This is a genomic window from Streptomyces sp. NPDC088252 (genome assembly GCF_044740965.1).
Classification (GTDB): domain Bacteria; phylum Actinomycetota; class Actinomycetes; order Streptomycetales; family Streptomycetaceae; genus Streptomyces.
The window spans coordinates 235,279-249,142 of record NZ_JBIURS010000002.1 but is presented as its reverse complement, the minus strand read 5'-3'; the positions used below and the strand labels follow the sequence as shown (position 1 = coordinate 249,142).

The 13,864-nt window shown below is 71.0% G+C and carries 14 protein-coding genes and 3 pseudogenes; 9 read left to right on the top strand and 8 right to left on the bottom strand.

The genetic code is table 11. The annotated features are described in order from the left end of the window. Positions 1-2: 2 nt before the first annotated feature. Positions 3-233: pseudogene (locus ACIOHC_RS04870) on the top strand (helix-turn-helix domain-containing protein); the annotation flags it as partial. 251 nt (positions 234-484) lie between these two features. On the opposite strand, the gene ACIOHC_RS04865 reads toward ACIOHC_RS04870, so the two are convergent. The 3 genes and pseudogenes from ACIOHC_RS04865 to ACIOHC_RS04855 all read right to left on the bottom strand — a co-directional run. Next, entirely contained in the window at positions 485-2,476 is a 1,992-nt protein-coding gene (locus tag ACIOHC_RS04865) for an Ig-like domain repeat protein (RefSeq protein ID WP_351084119.1), read from the bottom strand. Positions 2,477-2,618: 142 nt separating this feature from the next. After that, positions 2,619-2,780 (bottom strand): DUF397 domain-containing protein, encoded by a 162-nt coding sequence (locus ACIOHC_RS04860; protein ID WP_389636153.1) that lies wholly within the window; start codon positions 2,778-2,780, stop codon positions 2,619-2,621. Next, positions 2,771-2,965, bottom strand: a pseudogene (locus ACIOHC_RS04855) (Scr1 family TA system antitoxin-like transcriptional regulator); the annotation flags it as partial. The pseudogene ACIOHC_RS04855 and the gene ACIOHC_RS04860, both read right to left, overlap by 10 nt. A 24-nt stretch (positions 2,966-2,989) precedes the next feature. Here ACIOHC_RS04855 and ACIOHC_RS04850 point away from each other — a divergent pair. Then, the gene (locus ACIOHC_RS04850; protein WP_401841767.1) at positions 2,990-3,175 is read left to right on the top strand and encodes a hypothetical protein; all 186 of its coding nucleotides are present in this window, start codon (positions 2,990-2,992) and stop codon (positions 3,173-3,175) included. On the opposite strand, the gene ACIOHC_RS04845 is transcribed toward ACIOHC_RS04850, so the two are convergent. The 3 genes and pseudogenes from ACIOHC_RS04845 to ACIOHC_RS04835 form a co-directional block, all read right to left on the bottom strand. After that, positions 3,176-5,002 carry a serine/threonine-protein kinase gene (locus tag ACIOHC_RS04845; protein ID WP_389636154.1) on the bottom strand — a complete coding sequence of 609 codons (1,827 nt, stop codon included), beginning with the start codon at positions 5,000-5,002 and terminating at the stop codon, positions 3,176-3,178. A gap of 261 nt (positions 5,003-5,263) precedes the next feature. Beyond that, entirely contained in the window at positions 5,264-5,680 is a 417-nt protein-coding gene (locus ACIOHC_RS04840; protein ID WP_351086061.1) for a MarR family transcriptional regulator, read from the bottom strand. A gap of 58 nt (positions 5,681-5,738) precedes the next feature. Continuing rightward, a pseudogene (locus tag ACIOHC_RS04835) lies at positions 5,739-6,056 on the bottom strand (DJ-1/PfpI family protein); the annotation flags it as partial. 141 nt (positions 6,057-6,197) lie between these two features. Between ACIOHC_RS04835 and ACIOHC_RS04830 the strand changes: the two are divergent. From ACIOHC_RS04830 to ACIOHC_RS04820, 3 genes are all read left to right on the top strand, one after another. Then, entirely contained in the window at positions 6,198-7,571 is a 1,374-nt protein-coding gene (locus tag ACIOHC_RS04830) for an aspartate aminotransferase family protein (protein ID WP_351086036.1), read from the top strand. A 113-nt stretch (positions 7,572-7,684) separates the two neighbouring features. After that, a complete protein-coding gene (locus tag ACIOHC_RS04825) occupies positions 7,685-8,587 on the top strand; it encodes a GntR family transcriptional regulator (RefSeq protein WP_401841440.1) in 903 nt (300 codons plus the stop codon). A 182-nt stretch (positions 8,588-8,769) separates the two neighbouring features. Next, positions 8,770-9,420, top strand: coding sequence for a hypothetical protein (locus ACIOHC_RS04820; RefSeq protein ID WP_351086063.1), 651 nt, complete (start codon positions 8,770-8,772; stop codon positions 9,418-9,420). A 176-nt stretch (positions 9,421-9,596) separates the two neighbouring features. On the opposite strand, the gene ACIOHC_RS04815 is transcribed toward ACIOHC_RS04820, so the two are convergent. Further along, complete coding sequence (locus tag ACIOHC_RS04815; protein ID WP_351086065.1) at positions 9,597-10,376, bottom strand: SLATT domain-containing protein; 780 nt, start codon at positions 10,374-10,376, stop codon at positions 9,597-9,599. A 373-nt stretch (positions 10,377-10,749) separates the two neighbouring features. Here ACIOHC_RS04815 and ACIOHC_RS04810 point away from each other — a divergent pair, with 373 nt between their 5' ends. The 4 genes from ACIOHC_RS04810 to ACIOHC_RS04795 all read left to right on the top strand — a co-directional run bounded on the left by ACIOHC_RS04810 (position 10,750) and on the right by ACIOHC_RS04795 (position 12,639). Continuing rightward, positions 10,750-11,085, top strand: coding sequence for a YbaB/EbfC family nucleoid-associated protein (locus ACIOHC_RS04810; protein ID WP_351086067.1), 336 nt, complete (start codon positions 10,750-10,752; stop codon positions 11,083-11,085). Positions 11,086-11,146: 61 nt separating this feature from the next. Next, positions 11,147-11,746, top strand: a complete 600-nt coding sequence (gene recR, locus ACIOHC_RS04805; protein ID WP_351086039.1) for a recombination mediator RecR — start codon at positions 11,147-11,149, stop codon at positions 11,744-11,746. Beyond that, entirely contained in the window at positions 11,739-11,987 is a 249-nt protein-coding gene (locus tag ACIOHC_RS04800) for a hypothetical protein (RefSeq protein ID WP_365694471.1), read from the top strand. Before recR ends, ACIOHC_RS04800 begins: the two co-directional genes overlap by 8 nt. Then, positions 11,980-12,639: a DUF5063 domain-containing protein gene (locus ACIOHC_RS04795; protein ID WP_351086041.1), complete on the top strand. Its 660-nt coding sequence runs from the start codon at positions 11,980-11,982 to the stop codon at positions 12,637-12,639. Before ACIOHC_RS04800 ends, ACIOHC_RS04795 begins: the two co-directional genes overlap by 8 nt. 341 nt (positions 12,640-12,980) lie before the next feature. Here ACIOHC_RS04795 and ACIOHC_RS04790 read toward each other — a convergent pair whose 3' ends face one another. Continuing rightward, positions 12,981-13,760, bottom strand: a complete 780-nt coding sequence (locus tag ACIOHC_RS04790; protein WP_351086043.1) for a DUF2785 domain-containing protein — start codon at positions 13,758-13,760, stop codon at positions 12,981-12,983. Positions 13,761-13,864 lie beyond the last annotated feature (104 nt).

Here is a 13,864-nt window from a genome sequence, read left to right as displayed (position 1 = left end):
CGGTGTCCGCCGCCGTGGCGGCGCGGACGTCGACGCCCCGCAGCGACCCCCGCCTCGCGGCCGTCTGCGAACTCCTGCACCACGACCCCGCGGACCCCCGCACCCTGGCGGCACTGGCAACCGGGGCAAGGGCCGGCGAGCGCACCCTCAGCCGCCTCTTCCGCCGCGAGCTGGGCATGACCTTTCCCCAGTGGCGCACCCAGCTGCGCCTCTACCACGCGCTGCGCATGCCGGCCGAGGACATGCCGGCGACCACGGTCGCCCACCGCTGCGGCCGGTCCTCCACCAGCGCCTCATCGACGTCTTCCGCCACGTCTTCGGCCACCCCCCGGCACCCACAACCGCCGCCCCTGACCGACGGGGTGCCGTGGCGGGAGCGCAGGGGAGGGCGGAGGAACGCGGGGGAGCGCGGACATGGGTGCGGGGCCGGACGACCTGCCCGGCCCCGCACCCTTACCGCCCGCTCGTGGGCCCGCCCGTCCGGCTACTTCGTGAAGATGAAGTACTTCCAGGCGCCGTGGGTGGTGGAGTTCACGGTGTCGCCCGAGGTGCCGTTCACGTACGAGGCGCGGACCCGCATCCGGTACCCCGTGTCATGGGTGCCGGTGAGCGTCACGACGGACTTGCCGTCGGTGCCGAGCTTGAAGTACTGCGAGCCCGCGTCGTACCACCTGCCCTGGTAGTAGAGCTGCAGGGACAGCTTGTGCGAGCGGTTCTTGTAGTAGGTCATCGTCGTGGTGAAGACCGGGTTGGTCTTCTTGTGGAAGTACGCGTAGGACGTGGAGCCGATCTTGGCCGTCTTGTACTGCTTGGAGACGGAAGTCGAGACCTTCACCTTGGCGTACGCGGTCGACGTGACGGTCTTGGACGCGTACCGGCCGTCGCCCCTGAAGACGGCGGTGACGGTGGTGTCCCGGGTCATGGCGACCGTGGTGGACAGATCGCCCTTGGAGTTGACCTTGCCGGTCTTCACCAGCTTCTTCGGCTTGTCCGCACCGAACGGGTCCACCCACAGCTCGACGGCGCGGTTCTTGTACGTCTTGCCGAGGTGCGCGGTGAACGACACCTTCGCGCCGTAGGAGTACAGCGCCTTGTTGCGGTTCAGGGTGAGCGAGGGCACCGTCCGGGGGACGGCGACCTTGCCTGAGCCGGACGCCGCGGAGTGGGTGGCGTCGCCCGCGTACGAGACCTTGTACGTGACCTGGCCGCCCGCGGTCGGGGTGTCGGCGAAGGAGAAGCCGCCGTCCGGCTTCAGTGCCACCGAAGGGAGTGCCTTGCCCTTGGGCGACTCGATGTCGGTGCGCGTCACCGTGGCCTCGGCGCCGGCCGGGAACGCACCGTCGGACTTCACCCGGCCGGTGACGGTGAGCTTCTTGCCGAGCGCCGACTTCGCCGGGGCGCTGACCGTGACGGTGGTCGCGGACTTGACGGCGTCGGTGAGCACCCGCAGCGAGCGGACGCCGTTGCTGTTCGCGGTGATGGCGAACAGGCGGCTGGTGTCCGGCGCCCAGGCCAGGCCCGCGTCCTCCAGGGTGTCCGAACCGCTGCTGTTCCCGGTGTTGGGGAACTCGTACGTCCGGATCGGCTTGCTGGTGACACCCGGCTTGTAGACGTAGACGTCCGGGTCGTACCAGGCGAACGATCCGGCGGCGACCATGCCGTTCGGAGCGATGTCGACCGCGTTGGGGTACGAGGTGGACGGATACGCGATCCCAGGCGTGAGGTCCGTTGCGCTGTACGCCTGGTGAAGGTACGGAGCGGCGCTGGCCACCACGACCTGCTTGCCGTCCGGAGTCAGCGCGAGGTCGCGCAGATTGCCCCCGTCCGTGGACCGGAACGCGGTGCGTGTGGCCGTACCCGAGGACACGTCGTACACGGCCAGATACGTCGGGCTCTGGGTCTCGATACCGGCGGCCAGTGTGTCCGGCGCACCGGGCGTCGATGCCAGGGTCGGGGCCGCGTACCAAGTGCCGTTCGTCTCGTGGTCCAGGGTGACGACCGGCTCGGCGCCGGACAGGTCGAGCGAACCGATGTGGCCCGAGCCGCCCCCGCCGTACCCGAACCAGAGCTTCCCGCCCGCCAGCGCCGGGAACTTCGGGTCGGTGCCGTTGCCGGTCGAGTACCGCGCGGACTCCTTGAGAGCCGCGGTGTCGATCGTCACGATGGCGTCGAGGCCCGGCACAGCTGCGTAGAGCGTGCCGGAATCGGCGGAGAGTTCGAGACCGGTCACGCCCGGCAGAGACGAGATCGTCGAGACGACCGCGCCGCTGTAGTCGGTGACGAGGACCTTGCCGCCGGTCGGATCACTGATGAAGACCCGCTGGTGCACACCGTCCGCGACGATGTCACCGACCGATGCGGCGGGAAGGATCTTGCTGGAGTCGGCAGCGGCCGGATTCGCCGCACCGCCGACCAGGACCACTGAGCTGAAGAGGACCGCGAGCGAGGTCGCGGCCGAGATTCTGCGCGTACGCAAAAGGATGTCTACCCCCACGGTGAAAGGGCCGCGTGGCACCCGGAGATGAGAGCGGGGTGCGGCCCGCCACCGCAGGGTATGGCATGGCGTCCACATCTCGTACACATATGTGGGGCCGGTGTGCTCCCGGCCCCGCGATACGTCAGTCCGCCCAGGTGAGGGACGTCGACCAGGTGTCGGGGGCGACCGCGAAGGTGGGGCCTTCGGGCGCCTTGGAGTCCCGGACGTGGACGGCGTGGGGGCAGGTGGCTACCTCGATGCAGTCACCGCCGTTGGCTGCGCTGTACGAGGACTCCGGGCGCACTCGACGAGGTACCGCATCTGCTCCCGCATGATGTCTCTGTCGCCGAATACCCGGGTGGGCACGGACTCTTCCAGGACCAACTCGATGAGCGCCTTGGGATCCCGGTCGAAGAGCGCCTTGCGAGCCAGCCGTGCTTCGACGAGTTCCTCCACTCGTGCGTCGGGAAGCGGGGGGTAGCCTCCGCCTTCCTGGTTCCGGCGGGGAGCACGGTGGGCAAGTCCTGGCCCGAAGGGGTGATCACGCTGAACGCGGCGGCGGGCGGCATCGGTTGTGTGCCGATTCCCGCTCTGGCCGGCCGTACGTGGCCGTTGGTGTGGCACTTTCCGCCGACGGCGCCCGGCAGGTTCGTCCACGCCCTGTTGTTGCCGAACGCGGCGTGGGCACTGCTGGGCTGATCAGTCGGCTTTGGTGTACGTGAGCCTTTCGCCGGTCTCCGGTATCTCCCGGCTCAGGGTGCCGTTCGGGAGCAGGGTCAGCGTGGTGGCCTTTCCTGCGGTGCAGGACGACATGGGTTCGCCGATGGTGACCGTGGAGGGGCCGACTTCGACGGGGCCGCTCGGGGACGGTTCCGCGGTCAGGTCCGCCTTGAAGACGCAGTGGTAGGAGCCGCCGTTGTCGAGCGGGCCGTCCGCGGTGAGGGTGAGGACCGCCTGGCCCACCTTGCCCTGCTGGACGACGAGTTGCCGGGTGGAGTGGCCCGAGGGGTTGTCGATGGAGCCCGACCAGGTGCCGAGGTAGCCGGCCGGGATGGGGCCGTCGCTGTTCCTCTTCTCGTCGGAGGGGGAGTGGTCCGCGTCCGGGGAGTCCGAGGAGGAAGGGGACGAGGACGCGGTGGGGGACGGCTTGGGCGTCGGGCCCTTTTCGCTCATGACCGCGTACACGGACCCGCCCGCGCCGATGGCGACGACCACTGCGATCACGATGAGGGCGATCGTCGCCGCCTGTTCGCGCCGGGCGGGTTCGGGGCCGGGCTGCGGGGCCGCGCCGGGGTAGAGGGGGCCGTACGGGGGCGTGGTGCCGAAGCCCGGCTGGTGCGGCGGCCCGGGGGGCTGGGGATGTTGCTGCGGGTATCCGTGACCGGCATGGCTCTGCTGGGCGGGCGGTTGCTGTGGACAGCCGTACGAAGGAGAGGGCGGCGGGCCGAGGGGTGGGGTGTGTGAGGGCGTGCCGACCGTCGTGGGGGGTGTGCGGTCGGCGCCGGGCGGCGGCCCGGGGGCGGGGCGGTCTGTGGACGGTGCGGGCGCCGCGGACGCCTTGTCCGGGACGGGGGCCGGTGCGGCCGTCTCCTCCGGGTCCTCGGAGTCCAGCAGTTCCACGGCGTGGCGCCCCAGTTGGGCTATGAGCGCGCCCGGGAGCCAGGGCTCCGCCGTATCGCCGTCGGCCAGGCGTTCCAGGATGGCGTCCGTCGTCGGACGGGCGGCCGGGTCCTTGTGCAGGCAGTCCCGGACCAGTTCGACGAGGTCCACCGGGACGCCGGCCAGGTCCGGGTCCTCCTGCGCGATCCGGAACATCTGCGCGTGCACGTTGCTGTCGGACGCACCGAACGGCTGGCGGCCGGTCGACGCGTACGCCAGGACCGAGCCCAGACAGAACACATCGCACGCCGGGGTCACGCGCTCGCCCCGTACCTGCTCGGGGGCCATGAAGCCGGGTGAACCCAACAGGGCCCCGGTGCGGGTGAGTCCGCCCTCGGTGACGGTGTCGAATGCGCGGGCTATACCGAAGTCGATGACGCGCGGTCCGTCGATGGTCAGCAGGATGTTGGAGGGCTTGAGATCGCGATGGATGAGCCCGGCGGCGTGGATCGCCCGGAGGGCGTGGGCGAGACCGGCTCCCAGGATGTGGACCGAGCGCTCGGGCAGGGGACCGTACTCCCCGGAGGCCTTCCCCACGAGGGCGCCCGCGCGGCCGGTGACGGTGGCCTGGAGGGAGGGTCCGGCGACGTATCCGGTCGCCACCCAGGGCACGGCCGCCTCGGTGTCGGCGTCCAGCACGGGGGCGGTCCAGGCGGAACCGACCTGGCGGGCGGCCCGCACCTCCTGGCGGAAGCGGTCGCGGAACTCCTGCTGCTCGGCGAGATCGCCGCGTACCAGCTTGATCGCGACGGTCCGGCCGCGGTCGGACCGGGCCAGATAGACCTGACCCATGCCGCCCACGCCGAGTCGGCCCAGCAGACGGTAGGAGCCTATGCGTTGCGGATCGGTGGAACCGAGCTTCTCCATGGCGTGCGTCCTCCCCCGTGCGGCGATACGCCGGAACGCGTCGAGAATAGCGGCGTGCGTCGCGCCCCGGCGGGACCGGATTGTCAGGGACGTCCGGGGGTGCCCGGCGGCTCCTCTCCGGCTCCGTCCGCGGCCCGCAGGACGGGCCGGAAGCGCCCGCTCGCGCCCCCTTTCGGTCCGTTCGGCGACCGAGGAGAGGGGCGGCCGCCCGGCGGTCCCGGTTCTCACCGCGCGCCGCGCCCCACCGCGCGGGCCCGCTGCTCACCCGGGCCGCTCGTCCCCGCCTTCGTTCCCGGTCACCGCCTCCACGGCCGCCGACAACCGCTCCAGAACCCGGGCCGTCTCCGCCGACTCGGCCTCCCCGAGTTCCGCTGCCAGCCGCGCGGCGAACTCCGCGTGGCCGGGATCGATCCGGGACACCGCTGCCCGGCCCTCCTCCGTGGGGCTCAGGAGCTTCGCGCGCCGGTGGGCCGGATTCGGTACGTACTCGGCGAGCCCTCTCCCGACCAGCAGATCCGCGATCCGCTGCACGCTCTGCCGCGTGATCCCCATGGCGCGGGCGATCCCGGACACGGACAACGGCTCCGCCAGCACCGCTCCGAGGACCTGCCACCATGCCGCGGTCAGCCCCGCCGGCCGGGCCAACGTCTCCGAGACCGCGAGGAATCGACCGTTCAGCCGGAAGACCCCGAGGGCGGTGCGGCTGAGCGCGTCCCGCTCTCGCGCTGCTCATGGCTCATCCCTGCAACACCTCGTAGGCACGCGCGTCCGAGTCGTGGAAGAGCCGGTACCAGGCGTCCAGCTTCGCGCCTTCGTACACCCCGAGCCGGGCGAAGACCTCACGGGCGAACGCGACCGGTTCGGTCGGGCCGGCCGTGATGAGGTCGCCGTCCGTCACCGCGTCCGCGTCGACGTACCGCTCACCGCCCCCGTGTCCCGTGGCCGCGAGGTAGAACGAGACCGCGCTCGTGTGCGTGCGGTCGTCGAGCAGACCCTCGCGGGCCAGCCCCGCCGTCGCACCGCAGATCGCGGCGACCGGCACTCCCGCGCCCAGGGATGTCAGCGTGCTGTCATGACGACAACCTGCCGTCAATAATGTGATGTCGCGCCGACCCGACACCCTGCCCACCTGAGGGCCTCACGCCATACAAGGTGGCCATGTCGGGCCGCTCCCGACGCGGCCTACGCTCGCCGCATGACCCCTCATGCCCCTCATGCCCCGCATGTCGACCCCGCTGCCGGCGCGGCCGTGAAGGCCGCCGATCGCGCGCACGTGTTCCACTCCTGGTCCGCCCAGGGCCTGATCGACCCGCTCGCCGTCGCCGGCGCCGAGGGGGCGTACTTCTGGGACTACGACGGCAACCGCTACCTGGACTTCACCAGCGGCCTCGTCTACACCAACATCGGCTACCAGCACCCCACCGTCGTCGCCGCGATCCAGGAGCAGGCGGGCAAGCTCGCCACCTTCGCCCCCGCGTTCGCGATCGAGGCGCGCTCCGAGGCCGCACGCCTCATCGCCGAGCGCACCCCGGGCGACCTGGACAAGATCTTCTTCACCAACGGCGGCGCCGAGGCGGTCGAGAACGCCGTCCGGATGGCCCGGCTGCACACGGGCCGTACGAAGGTGCTCTCCGCCTACCGCTCGTACCACGGCGCCACCTCCACCGCGATCAACCTCACCGGTGACCCGCGCCGCTGGCCGTCCGACAACGGCTCGGCGGGTGTCGTCCGCTTCTGGGCCCCGTTCCTCTACCGCTCGCCGTTCCACTCCGCGACGGAGGCCGAGGAGTGCGCCCGCGCGCTCCAGCACCTGGAGGACACCCTCGCGTTCGAGGGCGCCGCCACCATCGCCGCGATCATCCTGGAGACGATCCCCGGCACGGCGGGCATCATGACGCCGCCGCCCGGCTACCTCGCGGGCGTCCGCGAGATCTGCGACCGGTACGGCATCGTCTTCATCCTGGACGAGGTGATGGCCGGCTTCGGGCGCACCGGCAGGTGGTTCGCCGCCGACCACTTCGACGTGGTGCCGGACCTGATGACCTTCGCCAAGGGTGTCAACTCCGGTTACGTGCCGCTCGGCGGTGTCGCCATCTCCGCCGAGATCGCCGCCACCTTCGAGACCCGCGCCTACCCGGGCGGACTGACCTACTCCGGTCACCCGCTGGCCTGCGCGGCCGCCGTCGCCACCATCCAGGTGATGGAGGACGAGAAGGTCATCGAGAACGCCGCCCGCATCGGCGAGACGGTGCTCGGGCCCGGTCTGCGCGACCTCGCCGACCGCCACCCGTCGGTCGGCGAGGTCCGCGGCCTCGGCGCGTTCTGGGCGCTGGACCTGGTCCGCAACAAGGAGACCCGCGAGCCGCTGGTCCCGTACAACGCGTCGGGCGAGGCCAACGCGGCGATGGCGGCCTTCGGCGCGGCGGCGAAGAAGAACGGCCTGTGGCCCTTCATCAACATGAACCGCACCCACGCCGTTCCGGCCTGCAACGTCACCGAGGCCGAGGCCAAGGAGGGCCTCGCGGCTCTCGACGTGGCGCTGTCCGTCGCGGACGAGTACACCGTGTAGCGGCAGGGCCCGCGCGGCCCGGCGGTGCGACGCCCCTCCCCCTTCCCCTGCCCGGATCCGGGCAGGGCGGCCCTGCCTTAAGGTGACCGAAAGCGAAAAAGGGGAGGGGCGCCATGTGCGCGAGCGGAGCTGTGACCCGCAGTACGCTGCGGCAGCAGATCACGGACGCGCTGCGTGACGAGGTACTTGCCGGGCGTCTGCAGCCGGGACGGGAGTTCACCGTCAAGCAGATCGCCGAGCAGTACGGCGTCTCCGCGACACCGGTGCGCGAGGCGCTCTTCGATCTCTCCGCGCAGGGTCTGCTCGAATCGGATCAGCACCGCGGTTTCCGGGTGCGTGAGTTCACCGTCGACGACTACCGGTCGATGGTCGAGGCACGGGCGCTGGTCATCGACGGAGTCATCCGCGCCCTCTTCCGGGAGCCGACGCCGTCGGCCGCGCAGGTGGTGACGTACCGGGAGGGTCTGGTCCCCGTACGCCGCAGGGCCCAGGAGGCCGCACGGGCGGCGCGCGGCGGCGATCTCGACATCCTCATCGGCTACGACCTGCGCTTCTGGCGAGAGCTGGGCGCGCTCATGAGCAACTCGTACATCAACGACTTCCTGCACCGGCTGCGCGTCCAGGCATGGGTGTTCGCGGTGCCGTATCTGCGCCATGACGCGGGAGCCCGGGACTGGCTCTGGCACGGCCATCCGGAACTCGTCGCGGCACTCACGCTCGGCGACCACGACGCGGTGCGCGCGGTGATCGACGACTTCAACGCACACGCGTTGAGCTGGGCGGACCGGCTCGCGGCCGGAAATCCCGGACAGCCGGACCATGACCCGCAGCCGGCAGGACAGCCATTAGTGGGGGAGCCCCCGACGGCGGAGCCTTCGGCGGCAGAGACTTCGGCCGGGCGGTCCTCGACCGGGCCGACGGGACCGGCAGGGCCGACGGGACCGGCAGGGCCGACGGGGCCGACGGAACAGGCCTCGGTCGCCAAAGGGCCGGAGCCGCGGCGTCCGGCCGGCTGACCGCGCCGGCGGTGTCGGCGGCGCGGACGTGCCCCGGGCGCGCGAACCGGGGGCGCGGGGGCACCAGGCCTCCACCGCCCCCTACCCGTGAGCATCGGCCACTGTGCGCGACGGGCCCGCCGCATTACGCTGGCCCGACCGTCTGAAGATTCCGATGCGCACCCGTGGGAGAGCGAGACTTCGTGGCCTGTGACCTGTGGCTGGTCCCCCTCGTCGATGTGCTGTGCCACAGCCCCGACAACCCGTTCGCCGAAGAGATCGCCGTCTACGACAGGGCGTTGAGCGAGGCAGGACTGCCGCCCGTTCCCGTGTACGCCTACATGCCGGGCCTGACCGGAGACGTCGCCCCGGTCGCGGGGTTCGACTACGACGCGCTGCACTTCCTGCGCCGCGCCTATCTGCTCCAGCTCAGCGGCCTCGCCGTGACACCCGTCGACGAACTGGGCGGGGACTACCAGCAGTTGCTGGAGATGTTCGAGGTGACGGCCCAACAGTCCCACCTGGTCTGGCACTACGACCACGCGGGGGCGTACGTCCCGCTGGACTTCGCCGTTCCGCTCTCCGACGACGACCTGCTCGCGGGCGGCGGCCCGCTCGGTTCCGCGCACGGGCTGCTGCGGGAGCTGGAGTTCGTCGCCCCGTCCATCGGCATCGACCCGGCGAATCCGCCGGCCGCCCCGCTGCCGCCCATCGCGCCGACCTCCCTGGAGGAGCCGGCGGGCCCGATTCTGTACGACGACAGTCCGTTCGCGCGTGAGCGGCACGTCTGGCTGGGCCTGCACGCGGCGGCCACTCGCAGCCTCGCCCAGGGCTCAATGATCATCTTCAGCTGAGACGCACAGCGGCCGGAAGGTGCACAGCGGCCGGACGACGACGGCCAGAAGATGACGGCCGGACGATGACGGCCGGACGACGACGGCCAGAAGATGACGGCCGGACGATGACGGCCGGAGGCGGCGGGCCGTGGCGCCGGGACGGGCCGCACACCTCCTCAGTCACCGCGGTGGGATCACCGCGGTGACTCCGGAGGCCGTTGCCTCGGCATGTTCGGCCGGGTCATCGTCTGCATCGGGAACCGTCCCGGCAGCACCCCCTGGTCCGTACGCCCCCCGTTCCCGCTGCCCGAAGACAGCGCCTGCATCCCCATCGGCGCGGGCCCGGCCCGGAACTCCACCATCCAGTCCGCGGTCTCGGTCCGTACGAGTTCCGTGATGTCCTCCGAGAACCGCCGCAGCACCCCCAGACAGCGCTCGGCCGCCTCGCTGGCCGTCCCCTCGGTCGGGCCGAGCACCTCCCGTACGCACTCCGACGCCCAGTCGAACTGCAGCACCTGAAGGCGTCGCTGCACGGCCTGGGCGGTCGCGAGGTTCCTTATCCAGCCCGAGGTCAGGCCGAAATACCGGTCGCTCGCCATGCACGCGGCGCCCAGCAGCAGCGACAGATAGCCCCAGCCCGCCGCCCCGCTCAGCGCCCCGGTGAGATCGAGTAACGGCAGCGCGGCACCCGCGACCGCCCCGGCCGCCGTGCCGATCCGCAGCATCCTGGCCCCGCGCCGCTTCCGGATCCGGTCGCCCAGATACCAGTCGGCGGTGCGCAGCGCATCGGCCTCGACCCAGCGGTACAGCTCGTCGAGGCGTTCGGCCGGTTCCCCCCAGTTGCCGAGCGGGAACGGTTTAGCGGTCAGATCCCCGCCCCGCGCACCCCGGCCGCGTGCGCCGGAGCCAGAACCGGAGGGACCGGCCGAGCCGGCCGAGCCGGGCTCGTTGCGGGGCGCCCCTTCGGGCTGCATCTCCGGCTGACTCACCGGGTACTCCTCTGCATTCTGCGTAGCGACGCCTGATGTGTGGTGGTGTGTGTTCGGTGGTGGGCTGATCACTGCTCTCCGGCGTGGCCGACTGTCCCGGGTACGTAACCTTGCGTGACGGGCGGTGTGCCTAGGTGTCCTGATGCGTATGCCCTTCCTACCGCCGAATGGTGGGCTGCGGGGTCGGAATCGCGGCATTCCGGGGTGTACAGGGCCTGTGATCAGGTATAGGAGTCCACCCGACGCTGTTTGAAACTCACTCGAAAGAGTTGCTCGCCAGTGGGTGGGGCGCACTGCGCGGTGACCACGTAGGCTCGGCGTACCGAAACATTTTGTCGTCGAATTGCCAGGAGTGACCGTGATTCCCGGTGGTGGTCAGCCCAATATGCAGCAGTTGCTGCAGCAGGCGCAGAAGATGCAGCAGGACCTCGCCACGGCCCAGGAGGAGTTGGCCAGGACCGAGGTCGAGGGCCAGGCGGGTGGCGGTCTGGTGAAGGCGACCGTGACCGGCTCCGGAGAGCTCCGCGCTCTGGTGATCGACCCGAAGGCCGTCGACCCGGAGGACACCGAGACGCTCGCGGACCTCGTCGTCGCCGCGGTCCAGGCGGCGAACGAGAACGCGCAGCAGCTCCAGCAGCAGAAGCTGGGCCCGCTGGCCCAGGGCCTGGGCGGCATGCCTGGCCTCCCCTTCTGACCGCGCGAACACGAACTCGGCGTTCAGCTCATCCAGGATCAGGAGAAGGAAGGCGTTCCCGTTGTACGAAGGCGTTGTTCAGGACCTCATCGACGAGTTGGGCAGGCTGCCCGGCGTCGGTCCCAAGAGCGCGCAGCGGATCGCCTTCCACATCCTGCAGGCCGAGCCGACCGATGTGCGCCGCCTCGCCCATGCCCTCCTGGAGGTCAAGGACAAGGTCCGGTTCTGCTCGGTCTGCGGCAATGTCGCCCAGCAGGAGCAGTGCAACATCTGCCGGGACGCGCGCCGCGACCAGACGGTCATCTGCGTGGTCGAGGAGCCGAAGGACGTCGTCGCGATCGAGCGGACCCGTGAGTTCCGGGGCAGGTACCACGTGCTCGGCGGCGCGATCAGCCCGATCGAGGGCGTCGGCCCCGATGACCTGCGCATCCGTGAGCTGCTGGCCCGTCTCGCCGACGGCTCGATCACGGAGCTGATCCTCGCGACCGACCCCAACCTGGAGGGTGAGGCCACCGCGACGTACCTGGCGCGGATGATCAAGCCGATGGGCCTGCGGGTCACCAGACTCGCCAGTGGTCTGCCGGTGGGCGGCGACCTGGAGTACGCGGACGAGGTCACCCTGGGCCGCGCCTTCGAGGGGAGGCGCCTGCTCGATGTCTGATGCACTCACGACCGCGACGCCCGCCGCATTCACGACCGCGACATCAGGCGCACTCACGACCGCGACGCCCGCCGCATTCACGACCGCGACATCAGGCGTACTCGCGGCCGCGACGCCCGCCGCATTCACGACCGCGACGTCCAATGTTCTTGCATCGACTCACGACGGCTTTACGTTCAGCGACGCTATGTTCTACTCACCGTTCGCGACCGTGCCCACGGGAGGTCCCCTCGATGTCTGACGCCACGCTGAACTCCGTCACGCAGGACCCGGACGACTTCGCCGTCCAGATCGCCGACCAGATCAAGACGTTCATCGTCGCGGTCACCGAGGTGTCCAAGGTCGAGGAGCCCGAGGAGGCCGTCCCCGTCCTGCTGCTCCAGATCTCCCAGCTGCTGCTGGCGGGCGGCAGGCTCGGTGCGTACGAGGACATCGTCCCGGACGAGCGCTACGAGCCGGACCTCGGCGCGGAGCCGGACGCCGACGGCCTGCGCGAGCGGTTCGCCGCCCTGCTGGAGCCGATCGACGTGTACTCCGAGGTCTTCGACCCGTACGAGCCCCGCAAGGCCCCGGTCCCGGCCCGTATCTCCGACGACCTGGCCGACCTGGTCACCGACCTGCGCCACGGCCTGGCCCACTACGAAGAGGGCCGCACGACCGAGGCCCTGTGGTGGTGGCAGTTCTCCTACTTCTCCAACTGGGGCTCCACCGCATCCGCCACCCTGCGCGCCCTCCAGTCACTGATCGCACACATCCGCCTCAACCAGCCCCTCCAGGAACTGGACGGCCTGGACACCGACTCGGAGACGGTCGACGACGAACTGGCCGAGGAGGCGGGCCGGGTGATGGCCGCGGAGATCGCGGGCCCGCTGGGCCTGCGACCGGTGCAGTAGACCGGTAGGCCGGTAGGCAGTAGTGCCCGCCGGCTGTCGGGCACTGCGGGCCGGGGGCGCCCACGGCTGCCGGGTCCGGCAGCGGCGCCCGCGGGCTTCCGGGGGTGCGTTCGTCCAAGGGCCTGTGCACCGCGCCGTCCACCGTGATCGATCCGGACGTGGCCCCGAGTGCGATGAGTTGAGGCGCTCGCCGCCCTGCGCCGGGACGCCGGACGCCCCGGCCACCACCTCGGCCGCGCAAAAAGCCACATCGGCCTCCGGTGCGCAGCACGGTCCCCGTACGACCGCCTCGTGCGGACCGGGCCATACGACGCGGGTGCGATCGCCTCAAGGCTGTGCGGCTATCCGGCGTACGGGGAAGGGACGGCGAGTGCCGCCGCCACGGCCTCGCGTACCGCCGCGGCATGGCCGAGGACCAGCGGTTCGCCGGTGTACGGGTGCGGCCGGACCCCTCTGCCGGCGAGCAGGTGGAGCACCCGCAGCGTCCGCATGGTGTTGGAGGCGTGCGCGGGAACGGGGCCGGGCTCTCCGGCCTCGAAGTCGGCGACGATCGGCTTCAGCCACTCCACCGACTGCTGTTCGGTCAGCTCCGGCCTGGTCAGGGTCAGGGCGATCGCGAGGCCGAGCCGGTCGTCCTCCATGGCGTCGAAGAGATGGGTCGTGGGCGCGATCAGCCGTGCGCAGGCCAGGTCCAGCAGGGGTACGGGGTCGGTCCGGGGGCAGCGGCCGAGGGCGCCCAGGAGATCGGCCCCGTGGGCGACGGCGTGCAGCCAGCCAAGCTTCGCGTCGTACCCCCGAAGGTCCGTCTCGGCCGGATACCACCGGGCGAACGCGGTCTCCCAACTCCGGTCGTAGTCACCCCGCCGTACCAGTGCCGTGAGGATCAGAGGTGCGAATGTCCTGCTCTGAATCTCGGGGTCGGTGAAACGGGTCGCCATCTCGGAGCCGAGAGAAGCCCGTATCGCCGACGGGAGATCGGGGATCCAGCGGCTCAGCAGCACGTATGCCTGCTCGTCCCGGACGACCGGGTCGGCGGAGCGCAGACCGGCACTGAGCTCGGCGACCAGCTCCGGTGTGGGGCGAACGGTGTCGTCGAGAAGGAGGTTCCGCCAGTCCGTCACGCGGATCAGCCTAGGGGTTGTCCCGGCCCCCGCTCACCCCCGTCGCACCGCAGGTCACCCGCCCGCGTGGACGGGAGAAGCGGCCAGGGGGACGGTGACCGGCG